Annotated in this window: 21 protein-coding genes; 14 read left to right on the forward strand and 7 right to left on the reverse strand. The window is 67.4% G+C overall.

Features of this window, described 5'->3' with window-relative positions:
• Positions 1 to 28: 28 nt before the first annotated feature.
• Positions 29 to 1,333 carry a thymidine phosphorylase gene (locus WFI54_RS09920; RefSeq protein ID WP_336652626.1) on the forward strand — a complete coding sequence of 435 codons (1,305 nt, stop codon included), beginning with the start codon at positions 29 to 31 and terminating at the stop codon, positions 1,331 to 1,333.
• A gap of 66 nt (positions 1,334 to 1,399) precedes the next feature.
• Here the strand turns inward: WFI54_RS09920 and WFI54_RS09925 are convergent, their stop codons facing one another.
• The 4 genes from WFI54_RS09925 to WFI54_RS09940 all read right to left on the reverse strand — a co-directional run bounded on the left by WFI54_RS09925 (position 1,400) and on the right by WFI54_RS09940 (position 6,677).
• Positions 1,400 to 2,359: an ADP-dependent NAD(P)H-hydrate dehydratase gene (locus WFI54_RS09925; RefSeq protein WP_336652627.1), complete on the reverse strand. Its 960-nt coding sequence runs from the start codon at positions 2,357 to 2,359 to the stop codon at positions 1,400 to 1,402.
• Positions 2,356 to 4,182 (reverse strand): phospho-sugar mutase, encoded by a 1,827-nt coding sequence (locus WFI54_RS09930; protein ID WP_336652628.1) that lies wholly within the window; start codon positions 4,180 to 4,182, stop codon positions 2,356 to 2,358. The genes WFI54_RS09925 and WFI54_RS09930 overlap by 4 nt, the downstream gene beginning before the upstream one ends.
• Before the next feature lie 70 nt (positions 4,183 to 4,252).
• Positions 4,253 to 5,419 carry a PucR family transcriptional regulator gene (locus WFI54_RS09935; RefSeq protein ID WP_336652629.1) on the reverse strand — a complete coding sequence of 389 codons (1,167 nt, stop codon included), beginning with the start codon at positions 5,417 to 5,419 and terminating at the stop codon, positions 4,253 to 4,255.
• Between the two features lie 28 nt (positions 5,420 to 5,447).
• Positions 5,448 to 6,677 (reverse strand): flavin monoamine oxidase family protein, encoded by a 1,230-nt coding sequence (locus WFI54_RS09940; RefSeq protein ID WP_336652630.1) that lies wholly within the window; start codon positions 6,675 to 6,677, stop codon positions 5,448 to 5,450.
• A gap of 311 nt (positions 6,678 to 6,988) precedes the next feature.
• On the opposite strand from WFI54_RS09940, the gene WFI54_RS09945 reads away from it, so the two are divergent.
• The 4 genes from WFI54_RS09945 to WFI54_RS09960 are packed head-to-tail and all read left to right on the forward strand — an operon-like array spanning position 6,989 to position 10,994.
• Positions 6,989 to 8,119, forward strand: coding sequence for an extracellular solute-binding protein (locus tag WFI54_RS09945; protein ID WP_336652631.1), 1,131 nt, complete (start codon positions 6,989 to 6,991; stop codon positions 8,117 to 8,119).
• A gap of 3 nt (positions 8,120 to 8,122) precedes the next feature.
• Entirely contained in the window at positions 8,123 to 9,022 is a 900-nt protein-coding gene (locus WFI54_RS09950; RefSeq protein ID WP_336652632.1) for an ABC transporter permease, read from the forward strand.
• Positions 9,022 to 9,807, forward strand: coding sequence for an ABC transporter permease (locus WFI54_RS09955; protein ID WP_336652633.1), 786 nt, complete (start codon positions 9,022 to 9,024; stop codon positions 9,805 to 9,807). The genes WFI54_RS09950 and WFI54_RS09955 overlap by 1 nt, the downstream gene beginning before the upstream one ends.
• 5 nt (positions 9,808 to 9,812) lie before the next feature.
• On the forward strand, positions 9,813 to 10,994 hold the full coding sequence (locus WFI54_RS09960; protein WP_336652634.1) for an ABC transporter ATP-binding protein: 1,182 nt from the start codon (positions 9,813 to 9,815) through the stop codon (positions 10,992 to 10,994).
• Between the two features lie 125 nt (positions 10,995 to 11,119).
• On the opposite strand, the gene WFI54_RS09965 is transcribed toward WFI54_RS09960, so the two are convergent.
• The 3 genes from WFI54_RS09965 to WFI54_RS09975 form a co-directional block, all read right to left on the reverse strand.
• Complete coding sequence (locus WFI54_RS09965; RefSeq protein ID WP_442918940.1) at positions 11,120 to 12,529, reverse strand: MFS transporter; 1,410 nt, start codon at positions 12,527 to 12,529, stop codon at positions 11,120 to 11,122.
• Positions 12,530 to 12,696: 167 nt separating this feature from the next.
• Positions 12,697 to 13,947: a Xaa-Pro peptidase family protein gene (locus WFI54_RS09970; RefSeq protein ID WP_336652635.1), complete on the reverse strand. Its 1,251-nt coding sequence runs from the start codon at positions 13,945 to 13,947 to the stop codon at positions 12,697 to 12,699.
• 169 nt (positions 13,948 to 14,116) lie between these two features.
• A complete protein-coding gene (locus tag WFI54_RS09975; RefSeq protein ID WP_336652636.1) occupies positions 14,117 to 14,860 on the reverse strand; it encodes a TetR/AcrR family transcriptional regulator in 744 nt (247 codons plus the stop codon).
• Between the two features lie 137 nt (positions 14,861 to 14,997).
• On the opposite strand from WFI54_RS09975, the gene WFI54_RS09980 reads away from it, so the two are divergent.
• From WFI54_RS09980 to WFI54_RS10020, 9 genes are all read left to right on the forward strand, one after another.
• Positions 14,998 to 16,053, forward strand: coding sequence for an ABC transporter substrate-binding protein (locus tag WFI54_RS09980; RefSeq protein ID WP_336652637.1), 1,056 nt, complete (start codon positions 14,998 to 15,000; stop codon positions 16,051 to 16,053).
• A gap of 86 nt (positions 16,054 to 16,139) precedes the next feature.
• A complete protein-coding gene (locus WFI54_RS09985) occupies positions 16,140 to 16,991 on the forward strand; it encodes an ABC transporter permease (protein ID WP_336652638.1) in 852 nt (283 codons plus the stop codon).
• Positions 16,988 to 17,806, forward strand: coding sequence for an ABC transporter permease (locus WFI54_RS09990; protein WP_336652639.1), 819 nt, complete (start codon positions 16,988 to 16,990; stop codon positions 17,804 to 17,806). The genes WFI54_RS09985 and WFI54_RS09990 overlap by 4 nt, the downstream gene beginning before the upstream one ends.
• Positions 17,803 to 18,936, forward strand: coding sequence for an ABC transporter ATP-binding protein (locus WFI54_RS09995; protein WP_336652640.1), 1,134 nt, complete (start codon positions 17,803 to 17,805; stop codon positions 18,934 to 18,936). The genes WFI54_RS09990 and WFI54_RS09995 overlap by 4 nt, the downstream gene beginning before the upstream one ends.
• Positions 18,891 to 19,292 carry a cupin domain-containing protein gene (locus tag WFI54_RS10000; protein WP_336652641.1) on the forward strand — a complete coding sequence of 134 codons (402 nt, stop codon included), beginning with the start codon at positions 18,891 to 18,893 and terminating at the stop codon, positions 19,290 to 19,292. Before WFI54_RS09995 ends, WFI54_RS10000 begins: the two co-directional genes overlap by 46 nt.
• Positions 19,293 to 19,326: 34 nt before the next feature.
• Positions 19,327 to 20,448 (forward strand): hypothetical protein, encoded by a 1,122-nt coding sequence (locus WFI54_RS10005; protein ID WP_336652642.1) that lies wholly within the window; start codon positions 19,327 to 19,329, stop codon positions 20,446 to 20,448.
• 141 nt (positions 20,449 to 20,589) lie between these two features.
• A complete protein-coding gene (locus tag WFI54_RS10010; RefSeq protein ID WP_336652643.1) occupies positions 20,590 to 21,228 on the forward strand; it encodes a helix-turn-helix domain-containing protein in 639 nt (212 codons plus the stop codon).
• Positions 21,225 to 22,595 (forward strand): NAD(P)/FAD-dependent oxidoreductase, encoded by a 1,371-nt coding sequence (locus WFI54_RS10015; RefSeq protein ID WP_336652644.1) that lies wholly within the window; start codon positions 21,225 to 21,227, stop codon positions 22,593 to 22,595. Before WFI54_RS10010 ends, WFI54_RS10015 begins: the two co-directional genes overlap by 4 nt.
• 39 nt (positions 22,596 to 22,634) lie before the next feature.
• Positions 22,635 to 22,991 carry a cupin domain-containing protein gene (locus tag WFI54_RS10020; protein ID WP_336652645.1) on the forward strand — a complete coding sequence of 119 codons (357 nt, stop codon included), beginning with the start codon at positions 22,635 to 22,637 and terminating at the stop codon, positions 22,989 to 22,991.
• The last annotated feature ends 8 nt before the right edge of the window (positions 22,992 to 22,999 follow it).

A 22,999-nucleotide genomic window follows, 5' to 3' on the forward strand; every position in this document is an offset into this window, starting at 1 on the left:
GATCGTGGCCTCGCCGTAGGGTGGAGGTATGGAGCATCTCCGGGATACCGAACCCTTTGACGTCGTCGATCTGATCACGCGCAAGCGTTTCGCCGGTGCGCTGACGCGTCAGGAGATCGACTGGCTTGTGGATGCGTTTACCCGCGGGGTGGTGGCGCCTGAGCAGATGAGTGCGCTGCTCATGGCGATTGTGATTCAGGGGATGGGGCGTGAGGAGATTAGAGATCTCACCGCGGCGATGATTGCGAGCGGTGAGCGCTTGCGCTTCTCGGGCCTCGGCAGGCCCGCAATCGACAAACACTCGACTGGGGGGGTGGGCGACAAGATCACGCTGCCGCTGGTGCCGCTGTTGACTTCGCTCGGTGTTGCGGTGCCGCAGCTGTCGGGGCGGGGTCTGGGGCATACTGGCGGCACGCTCGACAAGCTGGAGTCGATTCCCGGCTGGCGCGCTGCGTTGTCGAACACCGAGATGGAGCGCATGTTGCGTGAGGTGGGTGGGGTGATTTGCGCGGCAGGTTCAGGGTTGGCCCCTGCGGATCGCGCGATGTATGCCCTGCGAGATGTGACGGGCACGGTGGCGTCGGTGCCGCTGATCGCTTCGTCGATCATGAGCAAGAAGATCGCCGAGGGCGCTGATGGCTTGGTGCTCGACGTGAAGTTCGGTTCTGGCGCCTTTCTGCCTGCGGTTGCAGATGCGCGTGAGCTTGCGACGACGATGACGCGTTTGGGTGCCGATTCCGGGTTGCGCACAGTGGCGCTCATCACCGATATGGATGCGCCGCTGGGGCAGGCTGTTGGTAACGCGAACGAGGTGCGCGAGTCGGTTGAGGTGCTTGCGGGCGGGGGCCCCGCCGATGTGGTGGAGTTGACGCTGGCGTTGGCGCGGGAGATGCTGGCGCTTGCGGGGCGTGAAGATGTGGATCCTGCTGCGGCGCTTGCCGACGGCAGGGCGATGGATGCGTGGCGTCGTCTGATCGCGGCTCAGGGCGGTGATCCTGATGCCCCGCTGCCGGTGGCGCGCGACACTGAGGTGGTGCGGGCCCCCGCTGAAGGTGTGGTGCAGCGGGTTGATGCGCGCGCTGTGGGGGTGGGTGCGTGGCGTCTGGGTGCCGGTCGGGCGCGGCCGGGTGATCCTGTGGATCATGCAGCGGGTGTGGAGGTGCTGGTGCGCCCGGGCGACAGGGTACGGGCCGGGGATCCGCTGTTCGAGGTGGCGTGCGATGTTCCTGGCCGCATGGTGCGCGGCCTTGAGTCGCTTGCTGGGGCGGTGGAACTGGGCGAGGCGGATCCGCTTCCGCGCCCGCTCATCGTCGAGCGCGTAACCGCTGACTGAGGGCGCGTACGGTGCGCCCGGTGCACCCTTGTCGGCTGCCGGTTCGGCAGCCGACAAGGTGCCCGCTCAGCTGAGCGTTGCGAAGGCCTCCGGGATGGCCGCGGCGACGTCGAGCGCGGTGATCGGACTGCCGGCCCCGTGGGCCGTGGCGTCTCCTGAGGCGATGCGGGCGGCGGTGTCGTGCAGCAGCGCCGCGGTGGCGCCGAGCGCGGCGAGCGTGGCAGGGGTCTGCTGCACCTCTTCGGCGTGTGCCGTGACGAGCGCGCCGAGTATGCCCGCGAGCACATCACCGGTGCCGGCTGTTGCGAGCCACGGGGTGGCTGGACCTGCGCGCAGGATCTGGCCGTCGGGCGCGGCGCACACCGTCACTGCGCCCTTCAGCAGCACGGTGGCGTCGAGCTGCGTGGCGAGGCGGGCGGCGGCTCGGGCGCGTGCGAGATGTGCGTTGCTATCGGAGGTGCCAGCGTCGACGCGGGTAGCCCAGTCGTGGGGCAGCTCGCCGAGGCCTGCCGCGCTCCACAGGCGCTCGAACTCGCCGCTGTGCGGGGTGAGGATCACGGGAGCTGTTCTGGTGGACGCGGCTGTCTCGCTGCTGCCGTCGGTGTCGGATACGGCGAGGTCGAGCGCACCGGCATCGATCACAAGCGGTGCGCTGCCGCGCCGCAACTGCCGCAGCGCCGCATGCTCGGCAGGAGAACGCTCAGCCGGGTCGGTGCCCGACCCCAGCAGCCAGGCATCGCACGGGCGTGATGCCGACGCGCCGAACACGGTCTCGGGGTGCACCGCGAGCACTGCAGCCGCCGGCGACGGCAGCCCGTGAGGCGACGGCGCGTGCTCAAGCGGGGGCACGTAGCGCAGCAGGCCAACCCCGGTGCGCCAGGCGGCAGAGACCCCCAGCACCGCAGCCCCGGGATAGGTCACCGAGCCGGTGCGCACCCCCAGCACCCCGCGCAGGTACTTGTCGTCGCCCGCGCCCGGACGACGCAGCCACTCGGCTGCGTGCTCCCGGGACCAGTGCGTAATCACTCCTCGTCGCCCTCCGCCAGCTGATCGAGGTAGTCGCGCACCGCGCGCTCTAGTTGGGTCAGCGAACGCTCGGCAGCGGTGCGTCTCGCCCGGGCCGGGCCCTCATCGCTGAAGGTGTCGAGATAGATCTTGAGTTTGGGCTCCGTGCCGCTCGGGCGGATCATCACGCGGGAACCGTCGGCGAGGTCGTAGCGCAGCACATCGGCGGGCACCTCGGCCAACCCGGGCACCAGCAGATCCTGCGAGGAGGTGACCTCGGCATCGCCGAAAGCGGTGGGCGGAGCCTGGCGCACCCGCGCGGCAAGTGCGGAGGCCGCGGCCATGGAGGGAAGGCGCAGTGTGATCTGACCGCTCGCGAAGTGCCCGAAGCGCTCGCTCGCATCATCGAGCAGATCCCAGACCGTGCGCCCCTCGGAAGCCGCCTCGCGGGCCATCGCGATCGCATCGGCAGCCGCCGAGATACCGTCCTTGTCGCGCACGATCTCGGGGTGGGTGAGATAGCCGAGCGCCTCTTCGAAACCGAAGATGAGCCCGGGCACCCGAGACACCCACTTGAAGCCAGACAGCGTCTCGGCGTAGTCGAGACCGTACTCGGCGGCCACGGCGCGCAGCGCAGGGGAGGACACAATCGTGCAGGCCAGAGCACCCGACGACGGGGTGCCTGCGGTGGCAGCCCGCACCCGCTCGCGCTCGGCGGCGCGCCAGCCGAGCAGCAGACCGAGCTCGTTGCCGGTGAGACGGCGATACCCGGAAGCCTCATCGGGGTGCGGCAGCGCGATCGCGAGACGATCGGCATCAGGATCGTGTGCCACCACCAGTTCGGCGTCGATGCTGCGGGCGGTGCGGAAGGCGAGATCGAGCGCCCCAGGCTCCTCAGGATTGGGGAAGGCGACCGTGGGGAACGCACCATCAGGGCGATCCTGCTCGCGCACCGGCACCACCGAAGGCAGCCCCGCCGAGGCGAACACCCGCCTGGCGATATCGGAACCCACGCCGTGCATCGCCGTATATGCGATCCGCAGCCCCGTATCGGCGCCCACGGCCACACCGGGCGCTTCGGGGCGCTGCGGCAGCCCCCCGAGTAGCGCGGCCGCGGTCTCAGCAATGTAGGCGTCGGCGACGCCGCCCCCCAGCACGGTGTAATCGGTGGATCGCGGCAGTTGCGATACCGGAGTCTGCGCGACCCGTTCGATGTGTGCCGCGATCTCGGCGTCGGCAGGCGGCACGATCTGCGATCCGCCATCATCGTCGCCGAGATACACCTTGTAGCCGTTGTCGCGCGGCGGATTGTGGCTCGCGGTCACCATCACCCCAGCAGACACTCCAAGATGCCGCACCGCGAAAGCGGTCAGCGGCGTCGGGCCGGCCTCCGGCAGCAGGAACACCCGCACCCTGGCACCGGCCATCACCTCTGCGGCGTCACGGGCGAACACCGCTGAACCCACGCGGCCGTCATAGCCGACCACGATCGACGGAGGGGTGTCAGCGCGGCCGGCAGCGGCACGCTCCAAGAGATACGCTGCGAAACCGGCGCTCGTCTGCGACACCACCGTGCGATTCATGCGACGCGGGCCTGCGCCAAGACGCCCGCGCAAACCGGCAGTGCCGAACGCGAGCCTGCCACCGAAGGCATCGCTCAGCTCAGTCGCCGCCTCCTCATCGCCGTTGAGCGTCGCCGTGATGAGGCGCCTCGTCTCCGCCTGCGTATCGGGGTCGATGTCCTGCTCGGCCCAGGCGCTCGCCTCGGTGATGCGGTCGAGCAGCACCTCCTCGAAGTGCCCGGATCCGCCATCCCCCTGCGTTGCCTCATCAGGCAGTGCCATCGCGGTTCTCCCTTCCCGCCACGAGTGTTGCGATCGTTTCAAGCTACCACTGCGGCGGCTCGGCGCGCGTTCAGCCAGGCTCAGACTGCAGGCCCGCTGCCGGGACAGCCGTTGCCTCGGAAGGTTCAAGATCACCGCAGCCGATCGCAGCCTGCACCGCAAGCCAGCACTCGGCGGTGTCCTCGATCGATGACAGATCGCGATCGATGATCTTTTCAATGCGAGAAATACGAGCGATGAGAGTCTGCCGGTGCACGAAAAGACGCTCCGCGGCACGCACCCAACTGCGGTTCTCCTCAAGAAACACGCGCAGCGTCTGCGTGAGTGAAGTGCCGCGCTGCACATCGTAGGTGCGCAGCGGGCCCAGCACCTGATTCGCGATGCGACGCAACTGCTCGGCGCTGCTCGGAAGAAACAAGGACGTGCTGTCGTGCTCGCCGAAATGCAGCACCCCACTCTCAAGATGATTGCGGATCAGTGCGCTGCGAGCCTGCTGCAACGCCGTGGGCAACTCACCGAGATCATCGAACGGCGCGCTCGCCCCCACCCGGGTGCCGGAGACCGCAACCGCATCGAGCGCCCGCTCAAGCGGCTCACCCGCCTCGGCGAAGATCACTAGCTGGTCACCCTCCGCAGCGATCAGCACCGGAAGTTGCTGCGCAGCACAGGCCTCGCGGAGCTGCTGCACCGCCCGCCCACCGGCCCCCTGAGCGACCGCGACCAGCGACGGCTGCCGAATGCCGTGCGGTTCGAGCAGACGGGCCGCAGCAGGGCCGGGGATCGCGCCGGTGCAGAGCACCGCAAGCAGCAGTGCGCCATAACGCTGCTCAGTCTGCTGCACCAGCTTGTCACGGCCGCGCTGCACAGCCTCCGCAACCGACATCGCGAGCGTGATGTACCGCACCTCGTGCGCCGTCGACAGCACCGGAAAACCGATGTGGGCGGCATAGGCCAGCGCCGGCTCTGTGAACGAACCGCCCATCATCTGCTCATCAACGGTCACCGCCGCGATCCCCACAGCCTGCATACCGCGCAAATACGCGCACTGCTCGTCGGTCGTGCGCGGCACGCCGATGCCCGTCGTCATCACCAGTGCGCCGTCGCCCAGCCAACGCCACGGGTCTGGCTGCTCGCACACATGCGCCCAGGTGATCACCCGCTCCTCGCCGATGCCCGGCGTCAGCGACACCGTGCGAGCAGCGGGAAGGTCGAGCAGGGACCTCACAGTGAAGGTCATGACTCAAGCGTACATTCGCCGGAGGACATCATGCCTCGAGAGCGCGCTCGATCGCGGCTGCGGCCCGATAGCCAGAGTCGACCGCACCCGAAAGCGACTGGGCGAGCCCCGTGTGCTCGCCGGCGATCGCGACCCTGCCGGCGGCGAGCTCGAACGCGCCGGCATCAGCAGCCTCCCAGTCGAGACCGGGCGCGGTGTAGGAACCACGCGTCCACGGATCGTCGGCCCAGGTTGTGAGCAGCACCTCACCGTCGATCTCAAGCTCCGGGCGCATCTTCTTAAGCGCTGCAACCCAACCATCCGCGCCCTCCGTCACACCCAGCGCATCAAGTGCGAATGGGCCGCCCGCGAACGACGACAGCGCCGAGATGCGGTGCTCGCCATCGATCGACAGCGAACGCCACGACCACCAGGTGTGCTCGGGATGCTGCAGGGCGATGTCTTCGTCAACGCGCGAGAAGGGCACGCCGAGCTTCGCAGCGACACCCATGAAGCGATGGTCGAGCGCGCGCTGCTGCCCCTCAGGCAGTGCGAACCCCAGATCGAGCTCCCGCAAAATCGGCAACGGCACTGCCAGCACCGCAGCGTCTGCGTCGAAGCGCGTGCCATCGATGAGCGTCACCTGCACCGCGGACTCGGACTGATCGAGCGCCGCGATCGGATGTTCCAACCGCACACGGTCGCCGAGACGCCGCGCAAGCTCCAACGAGAGCGCCTGATTGCCGCCGACAAAGCGGCCACCATCCTCGATGTATCCGCCGACCGTCGACGACTCGTGCAGCAGCACCGCCTCAGCGCTGACACGCTCAGGGTCGGCCGCCGCCGAGGTTGTGGTGCGCCGGTAGACAGGGTCGAGCCGGTAGCCGGAGCCCAGCGCCTCCGCGAAGGCGCGCTCCAACGACACCCCGCGCTCGCCGTCGGCGATCATCCGGGCGAGCGTGTCGCGCACCAGCGCCGTTGTCTCGCCGAGCTCGGCGAAGGAAATGACGCGCCCGTTCACGGTGCGGCGTCCGTAGCGCACGTTGTGCGACATGATCGGCACGCCCACCTCGGCCGCGAGCCGGCGGATCGGAAACTCCGTGGGGAAGACGTACTCGCCCCCGCGCTCAGTCACCTCGCCGTTGCCGAGGCGCTGCGACCAGGTGCGGCCTCCCACGCGATTGCGCGCTTCGAGCACGGTGCACCGATGGCCTGCCTTTTCCAGCTCCCACGCGGCGGTGAGGCCGGCAAGACCGGCTCCGATGACGACGATGTCCATTGCGTTCCTCCTTGAACGATGAGCGGTGCCCGAACACCCATGCTAAGGACCGAAACCGGGCATCGAGCGCTCCGCGGGCATACTCGGGGCCGAATCCTTATGTTCGTACTACTGCTGAGGGGCCCGCCATACGAATCTATGAAAGATGCCTCGCAGCGGTAACGAAGGGGTAACGGGGCGGGGGTGGGCCCGAATGCGGCGGCTAGGTTCGGGAAGCGGCAGGGGGGACCACCCACCCGGTCGCAAGCGCCAGCCGGAGCCGCACCAGCAGCCCCGAGTGGCGCGACCATCACGATGAAGTGAGGAAGTTCATGGCACATCTCAGAGACACGAAGACTCGGCGCGGCGTGACACTCGTCGCCGGTTCGGCGGCGCTCGCGCTCGCGCTCGTCGGTTGCAGCGGCGGAGGCGGTAGCGAAGAGCCCGCGCCCGAGCGCGACCTCGGCACCCCGGTGGCGGGCCAGATCAAGGAAGGTTCCCTCGACGGGGTCACGCTCACCTTTGCAGGATCGGGCGGCGTCTTCCAGGACGGCCAGACCGAGGCGCTGTGGAACCCCTTCGCCGAGGCCTCCGGTGCGAAGTTCAACCAGGACGCCTTCGACGCGGGCAAGCTCAAGGCCATGGTCGACAGCGGCAACGTCAGCTGGGACATCGTCAACACCACCCAGTTCGACACGGCGCGCGGCTGCGGCACCCTCTACGAGAAGTACGACTACTCGCAGATCGACACCTCGAAGATCCCCGAGGGCACTATCACCGACGAGTGCATGGTGCCACAGATCCTCTACGGTCTCGTGGTCGTCTACAACACCGACAAGTTCGGCGACAACCCGCCCACCAGTGCGGCCGACTTCTTCGACACCAAGAAGTTCCCCGGCAAGCGCACCGTGAGCCAGTCCACCTACGTCGACCCGCAGACCGTCGAGTTCGCGCTCACCGCGCAGGGCAAAGACGTGAAGAACCTGAAGCCCGAAGATATCGAGGGTGCGTTCGACATGTACCGCAACCTCGGTGACGACGTGATCGGCTGGACCACCGGTGCCCAGGCGCAGCAGCAGCTCGAAGCCGGTGAAGCCGTGATGGGTCTCGTGTGGTCGGGCCGCGGCTACGGTGCGGCCAATGCCGGCGCACCGGTCGCCCCGATGTGGGACCAGTGGATGATCATGGTCGACTCGAACGGCATCCCGAAGGGCGTGAAGGACAAGCAGGCCGCCTTCGCTGCCGTGAACTACTCGATCGGCGCCGAACAGCAGGCGAAGATGACCGAGCTCACCTCCTACGGTGGGGTGAACGTCGACGCGAAGCCGCAGATGGACGAACTGCTCAGCCAGTGGATGACCACCGAGCACCTCGATACGGGCATCGCCCCGAACGTCGACTTCTGGGTGAAGAACTACGACGCACTCTCGGCCGCCTGGGCCGGATGGGCGACAGGAAACTAGCCCATGAGTGATGGCACTGTCACCGAGGCCATTGCGGTCTCTGGTGCGGATGCCGGACGGCGGAAGCGGGGGCCGAGAAATTGGCGCCCGCTTCTGCTGCTCGTCCCGGCATTCGTGATCGTCACCCTGTTCTTCCTGGCTCCCCTGATCGACGTCTTCATCCGCTCGATCACTGATCCCCAGCCGGGAGTGCAGAACTACGTCTGGCTGGTCAGCACTCCGGCGAACCTCAACGTGGTGCTGCGCACCTTCGGCACCGCGATCCTGGTGACCATCGTGTGCCTGCTGCTCGCGTACCCGTACGCCTACCTGATGACCATCGTCTCGGATCGCACCCGCAACCTCATGCAGCTGTTCATCATGATGCCGCTGTGGACCTCGATTCTCGTGCGTACCCTCGCCTGGATGGTGCTGCTGCAAGACACCGGCCCCATCAACGGGCTGCTCGCCGCATGGTTCGGGATCGGGCCGATTCCGCTGATCCGCACCACCTTCGGTGTCGCCCTCGGCATGTCGCAGGTGCTGCTGCCGTTCATGGTGCTCCCGCTCTACTCGTCGATGGCGAAAATCGACAAGCGGCTGCTGCCGGCGGCATCGAACCTGGGGGCGAACCCCGTCACGGCGTTCTTCACGGTGTACCTGCCGCTGTCGAAGCCGGGCATCTTCTCCGGCGGGGTCACCGTATTCATCCTCGGCCTCGGCTTCTACATCATCCCCGCACTGCTGGGATCCTCGAAGGAGATCATGATCTCGGCGCTCATTCAGCAGCAGATCAGCGTGTTCCTGATGTGGGGCCAGGGCACCGCACTCGGCATCTTCCTGCTCGTGTGCACGATCCTGATCCTCGTGGTCGTGTCGCGGCTCAACCGCGGCGGCAGCCTCTTCCCGGGGGTGAACCGCTGATGGTCTCGAAGCGCATCCTCGGCGTCTTCTCGGCGCTGATCGTGGTCTGGCTGATCGTGCCCACCCTCGTCATCATCCCGATGTCGTTCAACGAGGCGTCCTCGTTCAACTTCCCGCCCAAGGGGTTCTCGACCCGCTGGTACGAGAACTTCTTCACCGACCCGTCGTGGCTGCAGGCGCTCGGCTCGTCGCTGCAGGTCGCGATCCTCACCATGATCGTGGCGACCGCGGTCGGCGTGCTCGCCGCGCTCGGGCTCTCGAAGGTGCGGTTCCGGGGCAAGGGGCTCATGGAGGGGTACTTCCTGCTGCCGCTCATCGTGCCCGGCATCGTGCTCGCGGTGGGGCTGTACTCGCTGTTCCTGCGCCTGGACCTGCTCGGTACTCTGCCCGGTTTCGTGCTGGCGCACACGATCGTGTCGATGCCGCTCGTCATCACCAACGTGATGGCGTCGCTGCAGGGCCTCGACCCTCGACTGGAGCAGGCCTCAGCTTCGCTCGGCGCAGGCAGGGTGCGCACCTTCTTCAGCATCACCCTGCCGCTCATCGCGCCGGGTGTGACGGCGGGCGCGCTGTTCGCGTTCGTCACCTCCTTCGACGAGGTGATCCTGTCTCTGTTCATCCAGTCCCCCTCCCTGCAGACGCTGCCCGTGAAGATCTTCAACAGCGTCACCCAGACCAATGACCCCACGGTGGCCGCCGTGGCGGTGATCACGATGCTCACCTCGGTGATCGTGATGCTCATCGCCCAGTTCGCCACGCGGAAGAGAAAGCGACCGGTAGCGTGAACGCTATGACCCACAACGAGATCCCCGTGCCCGAAGGGCACGAGCAGGAGTTGCGCGCCGAAGGGCTCAACACTTCGGCGATCCACCAGATCGGCGAGGCCGGTATCAGCCTGAGCCAGGTGACGAAGCGCTACGGCGACAGCACCGTGGTCGACGAGATCGACCTCGTGATCGAGCCAGGCGAGTTCATGACCTTCCTCGGCCCGTCGGGATCCGGCAAGACGACCACGCTGAACATGATCGCGGGCTTCACTTCGGTCACCGAGGGGCACCTGCACATCTACGGCAAGCCCGTCGCGAAACTGCCCCCGCACAAGCGCGACATCGGCATGGTGTTCCAGAACTACGCGCTGTTCCCGCACAAGACCGTGGCTGAGAACATCGCCTACCCCCTGCAGCGCCGAAAGATCGGCAAGGAGCAGCAGAAGCAGATGGTCGCCGACGCACTCGCGATGGTGCGCATGGGCGACTACGGCGATCGCTACCCCTCGGAGCTGTCGGGCGGTCAGCAGCAGCGCGTAGCACTCGCGCGCGCCCTCGTCTACGAGCCGCGCGTGCTGCTCATGGACGAGCCGCTGGGCGCGCTCGACAAGAAGCTGCGCGAGTGGCTGCAGGGCGAGATCAAGCGGATCCACCGAGAGGTGGGCTCCACCTTCGTCTACGTCACCCACGACCAGGAGGAGGCGCTATCGATGTCTGACCGCATCGCCGTCTTCAACAACGGTCGCATCGAACAGGTCGGCACCTCGGAAGATCTCTACGAAGCACCGCAGACCCTGTTCGTGGGGCGCTTCCTCGGGGAATCCACGGTGCTGCTCGGCAAGGGCGTGCGTGACGGGGATCGCCGCACCGCGATCGAAGTGGCCGGTCACCGGGTAGTGGCGGACGGCCACTCGGCGCACGAGGACCTCGCGATCCTGATCCGCCCAGAAAACCTGCGGCTCGAAACCGCAGGCACCCCCGCGGGTGCGCACGAGAACTCCATTCCGGTGACCATCACCGATGTCACCTACCTGGGAGCCTCGCGGCGCTACTCGGTGCGGCTGCCCGACGGCACTGAGGGGGCGGTGCGGCTCGGCCAGGACGCCCGCATCCACAACCGTGGTGACGAGGTCGCCATGATGTGGAGCATCGCCTCGGGTGTGCTGCTGGTGAACACCGGCGAAGCTGGAGAGTCGACCACCTGAAGTAGTCGCAGACGTCGAAAGGCGGATTTCGCACGCGAACCGAGAGGTTCAGCTGCGAAATCCGCCTTTCGGCGTTTATGGGAGTGGGGGAGAGGAGGCTCCAGGGGGCACCCGCCCAGGAGGCCCTAGGCCTCCATGTCGATGTTCTTGGTCTCGGGGGCCAGGATCAGCGCGATCAGGGTGAGCACCGCGGCGCCGGTCAGGTAGACCCCCACGAAGACGGGGCTGCCGTCGGCGAGGCCCCACAGCCACACCGCGATGATCGGCGCAAGGGCCGCGCCGAGGATCGACGACACGTTGTAGGCCACTGCCGAACCCGTGTAGCGCACATTAGTGGGGAACATCTCGGGCAGGAACGCGCCCATCGGCCCGAAGGTGAGGCCCATGAGGGTGAAGCCGAGCGCCAGGAAGAACATCACCGCAGCGGTGCCGCCACCGAGCAGCGGCACGAAGGTGAACCCGAAGAGCGCGATCACCGCGGTGACGCAGATTAGCGTGCGACGGCGGCCGAAACGGTCGGCGAGTGGGCCGGAGACCAGCGTGAAGATACCGAAGAAGACCACGCCGAACACGAGCATCAGAATGAACTCGTTGTAGCTGTAGCCGAGGCCGGGCACGTAGGCGGCCGGATCGAAGGGAGTGCCGGCAGCTTCGGCAGCGGTCTGCGCGGCGGCAAGGCCGGGGCGGGTGCCAAAGGTGAGGGTGTATGAGGTCATCAGGTAGAAGAGCACGTAGGTGGCGAGCATCGCGAAGGTGCCGAGGATGAGCGCCTTCCAGTGATCCTTGAACGCCACGGCGAGCGGCATGCGCGTCACCTTGCCGCCCTGCTTGGCGTTCTCGAAGGCGCTCGACTCGACGAGCTTCAGACGCACCCAGAGGCCGACGATCACCATGACGGCAGAGAACAGGAATGGCACGCGCCAACCCCAGTCGAGGAATGCCTCGGAGGCGACGCCGGGGTGCTCGGGGTCGGCCAGGGCGTTGTTGATCACGAAGAACAGCATGTTCGCGATGATGAAGCCGAGCGGTGCGCCGAGCTGCGGGAAGGTGCCGTACCAGGCGCGCTTGCCCGCGGGGGCGTTCTCGGTGGCCACGAGCGCGGCACCCGACCACTCGCCGCCGATCGCGAAGCCCTGCGCGAGGCGCAGCACGAGCAGCAGCACCGCCGCCCAGACGCCGATGTTCTCGTGGGTGGGCAGCAGTCCGATGAGGAACGTCGCGATGCCCATAGTGAGCAGCGATGCCACCAGCGTGGTCTTGCGGCCGAGGCGGTCGCCGAGGTGCCCGAAGAACACGGCGCCGATGGGGCGGGCGAGCATTGCCGCGCCGAACGTCGCGAAGGAGGCGATCAGGGCGGTGGTGTCGTTGCCCGTGGGGAAGAAGAGCACGGGGAACACGAGCACGGCCGCGGTGGCGTAGACGTAGAAGTCGTAGAACTCGATCGTCGTGCCGATGAGGCTCGCGAGGATCACGCGCGACGGCGCATTGCGGGGCGCGTCGCCCCGGCTGACGGAAGTGGCGGAGATGGCGGACAAGATTGGAGCAGCTTTCGATCGCGGTGATGCGCCGGCCACGCAACGTCGCTGTAGTGTCGATGGCTCAGCGCCATTGACTGTGCAGCTCCCTCGTGAGGAACCGCACACCAGTGTACGCCCGCAGCTCCGCGTGCGAGGGAGCTGCGGGCGTGAGCCGCTGGGTGCCGCTACTGTCCCACCACCATGATTTCGTGCGGCAGCTTTGACAGGAGGCGCGTGGCATCCTCTTCGATGACGAAGGAGTCGAGGAGGCCGATACCGCACATGCTTTCGAAGTTCGCGACCATCCCGGCTTCGAAGACGCGGTCGTCGTTTTCGCCGTCGACGACGGTGAACTTCCATTCGCCCACCCAGTCCGGCGGGAATGCGATACCCATCTCGTAGCCGCCGATCCACACGCTCGTGTTGAGTTCGAAGACGCCGGCGTCGCGGTAGTAGTTGTAGAGCTCGGCGTTGACGTCGCCGATGCGCACGCCGGGGCGAGCTCGTTCGGTCAGGATATCGAAGGCGCCGGCGAGCATGTGGAGGAGTTGCACGGCACCCTTGGGGGGCTCCTTGAAGGTGTAGAGCTGGGAGCGGTTCGAGTGGTAGCGCTTGTAGACGCCGCAGGGGTCAACGTCGAGGAAGTCGTCTTCGGTGATGATGCGGTGGCCTGAGATCTCGTGGTAAACCCCGAGAGCGGCGAGGCCGACGAAGGCGACCTGGTGCAGGCCTGCGGGTTCTCCGCCTGCGGCTGACAGGCCGCGGATGAGTTCGCCGTGCGCTTCGAGTTCGGTCATGCCTGGGCGCAGCACGCTGGCGAGGTGGAGCAGTCCTGCGTCGCAGATCTCGGCCGCCTTCTTGACGGCGACGATTTCGGCTGGTGATTTGATCATGCGCACGCGGCGGGCGGTGAGCGTCGCGTCGACGACGCGGGCACCGGCGTCGAGGAGGGCGCCCTCCATCATGCGTGAGACGGCGGGGTTGGGGATTGCGGAGAAGAGTTCGACGCCGACGCGCGATCCCGCGACCCAGCCTTCACGGGTGATCTCGGAGACGATGAAACGCAGCATGCCGTTGCGTTCGTAGCGGGGGAGGAGCCTCACGTCGCGGGCGACGGAGGTTCTGCGGATCATCTCGGTGTGCTCGACGCCTTCGAAGAGGATGTACCCGGCATCGACGCGCACGACGGTGCAGGTGAGGGGGCGCCAGTCGCGGGGGCCGTTCGCCTTGTACCAGCGCAGTGCGAGGCCGTGCAGCCAGTTCTGCGCCTCCGGTGACGACAGGATGAGGGTGTCGACGCCGTCTTCGGCCATGGCGCGTTGGAGGCGCTGGAGGCGTGCGGCGTATTCGTCTTCCGAGAAGGCGACGTGTGGCTCGGTGCCTGAAATTCGCTGCTGCTGGTCGGCGAGGAATTGGGTAATCGTTGAATCGAGCATGCTCACCTCTGAGTGTCTCTGGGTCGAATCGGCGACGCCGGACAGGGCTCGACGTCGAGTGATTGTGATAATAACATATTATTGCAATGTGAGTGCGGCTGCTTCGGAGTGGGTGCTGCGGGGCTCAGTGGCGGATCCGCAAGCTTCGTCTGCTCTGCGCCAGGGTGCGTCAGGCGACTGATTCGTGGATGAGCGCGGCGGCTACGAGTTCTGGCGTGAGGGCCGGGGGGAGGTCGGTTTCGGCCTCGCTGGCGAGTGCGGCGATGTGGCGCGCGGCCTCTTCTGCGGTGATGCCGAGCTGGGTTGTGGTCCACTCGTTCAGGATCTGCAGCATGAACTCGGGGGTGAACACCGCAGGTTCGGCGAGGGTGCGGATTGAGAGGCCGTCCATCAGTGCGAGCATGCCAGCAGTCAGGTGGGCTGGATCGGCGCCTTTCGGAAGCCGGCCGGCCTCTGCGAGCCGACGCAGTGCGGCCTCCAGGGGTCGCGCCCAGAGCTGGTACACCTGGGTCGCGACCTCCCGCAGTTGATCCGATCGCCCGGAGGCTGCCCAGAGTTCGCTCCAAAAGCCCCAGCGCTCGGGAAAGCCGACGGTGCCGAGCACGTGCAGGCGGTGCATGGCGAAGATGTAGCGCACGGGATCGCTGCCGGAGCCGGTGCGCTTCGCGCTCTCGTGGGAGACCACGCGCATCATGGCGGCGAAGGTGGCGTCGACGAGCTTCTCGCGGGTGTCGAAGTAGTGCTGGATGAGGCCGAGACTCACGCCGGATTCGCGGGCGATATCTTTCAGCTTGGCCGCGACGACGCCGTCGCGGGCGATCACGCGGATGGCGCCGGTGAGGATCTCGGCGCGACGGCGCGTCGCGAGATCTGGTTCCCCCGCTGGGGCGGTGTGCTCGAGTGCGATAGTCACGGGGTCCCTTCTGGCGGAGTGCGGGCCACCCCGCTCCGATCGGTGTCTTCACCCTAGTGGGAACCAAGAGGGTCTTGCATCAATGCAATAATGCGTTATTATGATAGTCCAATCACGCTGACGAAGGAGTCACGAAGATGAGAAAGTCACCCCTGGTGCTGGTGTCCGTCGCGGCGGCCGCCGCGCTGTCGCTCGCTGCCTGCTCGTCGGGAGCGGCACCCGACGCCGCCGAGGGCGGCGGGTCGCTGGTGTTCGCAAGCTACGGCAGCGCCTATCAAGACGCGCAAAACGAGGCCTTCCTCGATCCCTGGGCCGCAGAATCCGGCGTGACCGTGCAGAACGACGGTCCGACCTCCTACCCGAAGATCCAGCAGATGGTCGAGTCCGGCAACACCATCTGGGATGTCGCCGACACCGAGCCGTACTTCCCCGTGGCAAACTGCGGCACCCTCGTCGAGAAGATCGACTTCAGCAACATCGACACCTCGAACTTCCCCGAGGGCACCTGGTCGGACTGCTCGATCCCGATCGCCCAGTACTCGACGATGATGATCGTCAACACGAAGACCTTCGACGGAGCCGACGCTCCCTCGACTCCGGCCGACTTCTTCGACCTCGAAAAGTTCCCCGGCACCCGCATGGTGCCGGGCTGGGCCGGCGCCGGAGCGCTTGAGTTCGCGCTGCTCGCCGACGGCGTCGCACCCGACAAGCTGTATCCGCTCGACACCAAGCGGGCCTACGCCAAGCTCGACACGATCCGCGACTCGCTGACCTTCTGGAACACGAGCTCCGAGTCGCAGCAGTCGATGGAGGACGGCTCGGCCGACCTCTGGCTTGCATGGTCGGGGCGCGGCTACGAGGCCGAACGCAACGGCGCCGAGATCGCACCGGTGTGGCAGGACAACCTGCTCGCCTGGGCCAGCCTCTCGATCATCAAGGGCACCAAGAACCCGGATGCTGCGCAGAGCTTCATCGAGTACGCCGCCCAGGCCGAGCCCCAGGCCCGCTTCGCAGAACTGCAGCCGTACGCGCCCGCAGACCTCTCGGCGAAGCCCGAGCTCGACGAGCTGCAGCAGAAGTGGAACGTTGCCTCGCCCGAAGTGCAGCAGCAGTCGATCGTGACGAATGTGCAGTGGTGGGCCGACAACTCCGCTGAGGCCGAGGCCGAATGGACAGCCTGGTCCACCAGCTAACCGGGAAGCCGCTGCGCCGCCGATCGGCGGCGCAGCGGCCCCGGCCGGCGCAGGCCGGATTCCGCTCACCCGACCCTGGAGGTTTCATGCGCGCCTCGCGCCTCTTCAGCGGCGTCGCCATCGTACCGGCGCTCGCCATCGTGCTGATCTTCTTCCTGTTGCCGATCGCCGTGATCATCGTGCGCTCGTTCACCGACCCCGAACCTGGGCTCGGGCAGTACACGGCGGCCCTCGCCGACCCCACGACGCTCCGGGTGCTCGGTCGCACCTTCGCGACCGCTGTCATCACGGTGATCGTGTGCATTCTGCTGGGCTACCCCTTCGCCTACCTGCTCACCCTGGTGGGGCCGACCGCGCGCACATTGCTTCTGGTGCTGGTGCTCGTGCCGTTCTGGACCTCCCTCATGGCTCGCACCTTCGCGTGGATCTCGCTGCTGCAGCGCGACGGCCCGGTATCGGCGATCCTCGGCTTCTTCGGCGCTGAGAACACGACCCTGCGCGGCACGCTCGCGGGCGTGGTGCTCGCCATCGTGCAGATCCTGCTGCCCTACATGATCCTCACCCTGTACACCGCGCTCGCGGCGATCGACAGGCGGCAGCTGGCCGCGGCGCAGAGTCTCGGCGCAAATCGCTACCGCGCGTTCTGGCAGGTCTACCTGCCGCAGTCGTTGCCCGGCCTCTTCGCCGCCAGCTCGCTGGTGTTCATCCTCGCGCTCGGCTTCTACATCACGCCCCAGCTGATCGGCAGCCCGAAGGAGGCCATGATCGCTCAGGTGATCGGTCAGCGCGTCGAGAAGATCGTCGACTTCGCAGGGGCCGGTGCGCTTTCCGGCATCCTGCTGATCGCCACGGTCGGCCTGTTCTGCGTGGTGATCCTCGCGGTGGCTCCGCTGCGGCGAGGCGTTTCGCAGATGATCTCCGGAGGTGACGCCCGATGAACGAACCGACCCGCATCCGTCTGCCGCTGCGCATCTGGGCCGCGGTCGCGGCGCTGCTGCTCGTGGCGCCAACGCTCGTCGTAATCCCGCTGTCGTTCTCCGACAAGCGCAGTTTCGCCTTCCCCATCGAGGGCTGGTCGCTGCAGTGGTACGAGAAGTTCTTCACCGATCAGCGCTGGCTTTCCTCGCTCGGCACGAGCCTGTGGATCGCGCTCGTCGTCGCGGTCATCGCGACAGCGCTCGGCACGCTCGCGGCGCTCGGTCTGCGTGGTCTGCGGGCGCGGCTCGCGGCGACCGCCCAGGTCACGATGATGCTGCCGATTCTGGTGCCCGGTATCGTCGCGGCAATCGCGATCTTCGGTATGTACCTGCGCTGGGGGCTCAGCGGTTCGCCGCTCGGCCTCGTGCTGGCGCACCTCGCGCTCGCTTTGCCCTTCGTGCTGATTCCCGTCGGCACCGCGCTGCGCGGTCTCGATGAGACGCTGGTGCGGGCTGCGGCCGTGCTGGGGGCCGGGCCTGTCGCGCGCTTTGTGCAGGTGCAACTGCCGATTCTGCTGCCCGGCATCGTCACCGGCTTCATCTTCGCCTTCGTCACGAGCCTTGACGAGGTTGTCGTGGCGTACTTCCTGCAGTCGCCGACGGTGCGCACGCTGCCGGTGCAGATGTACAGCTCGGTGACCGTCGAAACCGATCCGAGCATCGCTGCGGCCTCCACGTTGCTGCTCGTGCTCTCCACTCTCATCATCCTCATCCCCCGCCTCGTGCAGGTCGTTCGTGAACGACGTGCCGCGAAACGACTAGGAGACGTCGCATGACTGTCACTGCCACTGCCGGCGCGGAGCTTCGGCTCAGCGGCCTCGTCAAGCGCTACGGAGGCGCAGCCGCCGTGCAGCATGTCGATCTCGATGTAGCCTCTGGCGAGTTTCTGACGCTGCTCGGCCCGAGCGGGTCTGGAAAGACGACGACGCTCTCGATGGTTGCCGGTTTCACCACCCCGAGCGAGGGCAGCGTCGTCTGCGACGGCGCTGAGATCACCTCGGTGCCGCCGCACAAGCGCGGCCTCGGCATGGTGTTTCAGAACTACTCGCTGTTTCCGCACCTCACGGTGCGCGAGAATGTGGAGTTTCCGTTGCGGCAGCGCGGTGTGCCGAAGGCCGAGCGCACGGCGCGAGCGCTCGCCGCGCTCGAACTCGTAGAGCTGCACACGCGGGCCCAGGCGAAGCCGGGGCAGCTGAGCGGCGGCCAGCAGCAGCGTGTCGCGCTCGCCCGCGCCCTCGTCTTCGAACCCCGTCTGCTGCTCATGGATGAGCCGTTCGGTGCGCTCGACCGCGCTCTGCGCGAGCGACTGCAGCTCGAGCTGCGCCGCCTGCACCGCGAACTCGGGATCACCGTGGTGTTCGTGACCCACGACCAGGAGGAGGCGCTGACGCTTTCCGACAGGATCGCCGTGTTCAACGAGGGGCGGATCGAGCAGGTTGGCACGCCGGAGGAGCTGTACGAGCACCCCGCGACGCTCTTCGTGGCGCGCTTCATCGGAGAGTCGAACGCTGTCGCCGGCGAGACGATCGGTGGCGAGTTCGTAGGAGCGGCGGGTGTCAGGCTCACCGCGCACGGTGTCGCAGATGGTCCAGCTGTGGCGATCGTCAGGCCCGAGCGGGTGCGGGTGCTCCCGGCGGGGGCCCCGACGGCCGAGTGCGAACTGACGGGCGTTGTCACCGATCTCACCTATCTCGGGTCGCAGAGTCGCCTGGAGATCACCACCGGCGCCGGCACGCTGATCGTGCGCGCAGGCGTCGAATCGCCGACGCCGGCTGTGGGGGCCGAGGTGCGCCTGGGCTGGTCGGCGGAGCGAACCACAGTCTTTCCCACACGCAACGAAGCAACAGAAACGAGGAACCCATGGACCGCAACCCTCGCCCAGTCCACGTCAAGCTCGCAGAGCTGAGCCCAATCGATGCGGTATCCGCGCCAACGAAGGTGCGGATCAAGCGGGTTATCACCCGGGCTGAGCATCAGAGCGAGCTCACCCAGGGCGTCTGCTGGATGGATCCGGGAGAGCAGACGAACCGGTGGTCGAGCCGAGAGCGCTTCGACCCCGCCGAGGCCGACCACTGGTACGGCCCGGTCGACGAGACGTACTACGTGATTCGCGGGCATTTGCGCCTCACCTGGGACGAGGGCGTCTTCGAACTCGGCCCAGACGACACCGTCTACCTCGCCCCCGGCTGGACGTACCACCTGGAGAACGTGGGAGACGAGCCGGCCTTCTTTGTCTACAACATGACGCCGGCGCAGGAGTGAACATGGAAACGACGACATCTGAGGGGGCGCTCGCATGACGCGGCAGCGGCCCCTGGCACTGCACTTCGACGCGCGGGTGCTCGACCACGACACCGGTAGCGCGCTGCACGAGACGACCCCCAGCCCCTGGTTCGCGGTGAACGAGCCGCACACCGAGGGTCGGCTGCGCATCGAACGGATGCACGATCTGCTCAGCCGCGGGCCCGCAGCCGACGCGATCCGGTTCGCGCCGGGCAGGCTCGCTTCCGAGGAGGACCTGGCGCGCGTGCACGATGCCGAGTACATCGCCGAGGTGCGGCGAGCGACTGAGCGAGGTGGCGGATGGGTGACGGGTACCACCCGCCTGGGCGCTGATTCTTATGTGCCGCTGCTCGCCGCGGCTGGCACCGCGCTCGCCGCAGCCGAGACCGTGCTCTCAGGGGCGGCGCCCTTCGCCTACGCCCTGACCCGCCCGCCGGGGCACCACGCGCAACGGGCCCAGGCAGACGGGTATTGCTTCTTCAATGGGGTCGCGCTCGCGGCCGATGCTGCCCGTCAGGCTGGTGCGGATCGGGTGCTCGTGATCGACTGGGATGTGCACCACGGCAATGGCACGCAGGACATCTTCTATGAGCGTGACGATGTGCTGACGGTGAGTCTGCACATGGATCACGGCGCTTGGGGAGCGAGCCATCCGCAGACCGGCCGTCTTGAGGAGCGCGGGGCGGGACCGGGCGCTGGTTTCAACCAGAACGTGCCGCTGCCGCTCGGGGCGGGAAACGCCGGGTACCTGCGCGCCTTCGACGAGGTGATCGCGCCGCTCGCTGAGCGCTTCCAGCCGGACATGATCGTTTGCGCGAGCGGCCAGGACGCGAGTGCGTATGATCCGAACGGCCGCCACAACGTGTCGATGCCCGGCTTCTACGGGATCGGCGCGAGGGTGCGCGAGCTTGCCGAGCGCCACACCGACGGTCGCGCGATCTTCGTGCAGGAGGGCGGCTACAACCCCTCGTATGCGCCGTACTGCCTGCTCGCCACGGTGGAGGGCCTGCTGGGGCTCGACGCGACACCCGATCCGCTCGCCTACGTGCCCGATCAGACCCTCGGCCTTGATGACCTCTTCGCCGAGATCCGTGATCTGTCGGCTTTGCCTGGCGGGCCTGGGGCGGCGGCGTAGCCGCGACGGTTTCGGCGCACGCGGCTGTGGTGGGTGACTGCCGCTTGCGCCGAAGCCGAGGCGGATGTACGTTGTGAGAAGAATACTGAACACACTGTTCAGTGCTCATGCGGCTCCGGCCGCGGCATCAAGGAGGAGCCAATGGGCGCGGCACCGCGCGACACCCCGGGGAATGACGCTCTCGGCCGTCGTGTCGCATCGTTCCGCCACCTGCGCGGTATGAGCCTGCGCACCCTCGCCGCCGCAGCTGGCGTCAGCTCCAGCTTCCTTAGCCAGCTCGAGAACGGGCATACCAACGCAAGCGTCGCCTCGCTGCGCAAAGTCGCCGCAGCGCTCGGCGTCGCCCCGGCCCAGCTGCTTGACGACTCCGCAGCCCACACCCGCGGCGTGCTGCGCGCCGCCGATCGGCCCACCCTGCCCCTCGCCGGAGCACAAAAGCACGTGGTCGCCCTGCCCCCGCTGGGCAACCTTGAAATCTACGCCGGCCGCTTCCCACCCGGCGGTTCCACAGGGGCAGAGGCCTACACCCACGGCAACTCGCAGGAGTTCATCGTGGTCACCGAGGGGCGAGTGGTGCTCGAACTCGACGGCACCCGCTACGAACTCGACACCGACGACTCCATCGAGTTTCTGAGCTCGGTGCCGCACCGGGTCGTCAACGAACTAGACACCCCGGCCGCGATCCTCTGGATCAACAGCCCACCCACTCCCGACGAGGCACCCCACTCGTCCACACCCGACGACACTCGCACCACCCAACAACGAAGGAACCTCGCATGATCAACGGCAACGTGTCCCACTGGTGGCAGCAGATCGGCGCGCCCAAACCGCGCCCCGAGCTGCCAGGGAACCTCACCGCCGACGTCGCCATCGTGGGGGCCGGCTACACCGGCCTCTGGACCGCGTACTACCTGAAGCAGGCCCGCCCCGAGCTTCGCGTGGTGATCCTCGAACAGCGCCACGTCGGCTACGGCGCCTCCGGCCGCAACGGTGGTTGGTTGACCGCAGCGATCACGGGCGGCCGGGGCCAGTACGAGGCGACGCACGGCCGCGACGCCGCAGAGCGCTTCCAGCGCGCGATGAACGAGACCGTCGAGGAAGTCATCAGGGTCGCTGCCGCTGAAGGCATCGACGCCGACATCAAGAAGGGCGGCGAGTTCAACGTCGCCTACACCCCGGCCCAGGAGGCGCGCATCCGCGCCTTCGCTGCCGCCGAACAGGCATGGCAGTACACCGACCTCGAACTCCTCGAAGCCGACGCGGCGAAGGCGAAGATCAACGTCACCGGCACCCGCGCTGCGGTGTGGCACCCCCACGCGGCGCGCATCCAGCCCGCCAAGCTCGCCGCCGGCCTCGCCGACACCGTCGAACGCCTCGGCGTGGAAATCTACGAGCGCACCCGCGTCGTGGAGATCGCACCGCATCGGGTCACCACCACCCACGGCACAGTGTCGGCCGAGTACGTGGTGCGCGCAACCGAGGGATTCACGGCCAACCTCAAGGGCCTGCACCGGCTGTGGCTGCCCATGAACTCATCGCTCATCGCCACCGAGCCGCTCGCCCCCGAGGTGTGGGACGAACTGCACTGGAACCAGGGCGAAGTGCTCGGCGACTTCGCGCACGTCTACATGTACGCGCAGCGCACCGCCGACGACCGCATCGCCATCGGCGGGCGCGGCGTGCCCTACAAGTTCGGGTCGAAAACTGACACCGACGGTCAGACCCCGCCCGTCACCGTCGACACGCTGAGCGAGATCCTGCACCGCTTCTTCCCCGCCACGAAGGGTGCCGCCATCGACCACGTCTGGTCAGGCGTGCTCGGCGTGCCCCGCGACTGGGCCGCGACCGTCGGCCTCGACCGCCAGACCGGCATCGCCTGGGGCGGTGGCTACGTCGGCACCGGAGTCACCTCCACCAACCTGGCCGGCCGCACCATCACCGACCTCATCCTCGGCAACGACACCGAGATCGCAGGCCTGCCCTGGGTGAACCACCGCGTGCGCAAATGGGAGCCCGAGCCGCTGCGCTGGATCGCCACCAAGGGGCTCTACGCCGCCTACGGCATCGCAGATAAGTCCGAACTCGCAGGCCGCCCCACCACCTCGCCCATCGCCCACATCGCCGATGTGGTCACCGGACGCCACTGATCCGCCGCCGTCGCGAGCGACAGCCGAGAAAGGACACCGATGAACGACATCATCACCACCCACGCGGCCCACAACACCGCCGCAGCCGAGCTTGGCGCGCACGCCGCCAAGCCGACCGCGCTCACCGAAGGCCTCACCGAAGCCGCAGTGTCGACCTGGTCGAACGGCCGCATCGACACCGGCCTGTGGGAGTGCACCCCAGGCGACTTCACCGCCGAACGCAACGGCTACACCGAGATCTGCACCATTCTCTCGGGGCGCGTCACCCTCGAAGTCGAAGGCCAGCAGCCCGAAGAGTTCGGCCCCGGCGACGTGATGGTGATGCCCTCCGGGTGGAAGGGCGTGTGGCGCGTGCACGAGCCGCTGCGCAAGCACTACACCACCATCGACGACTAAACGGCACC

This window comes from Leucobacter sp. MMO-125, assembly GCF_037148395.1.
GTDB lineage: Bacteria > Actinomycetota > Actinomycetes > Actinomycetales > Microbacteriaceae > Leucobacter.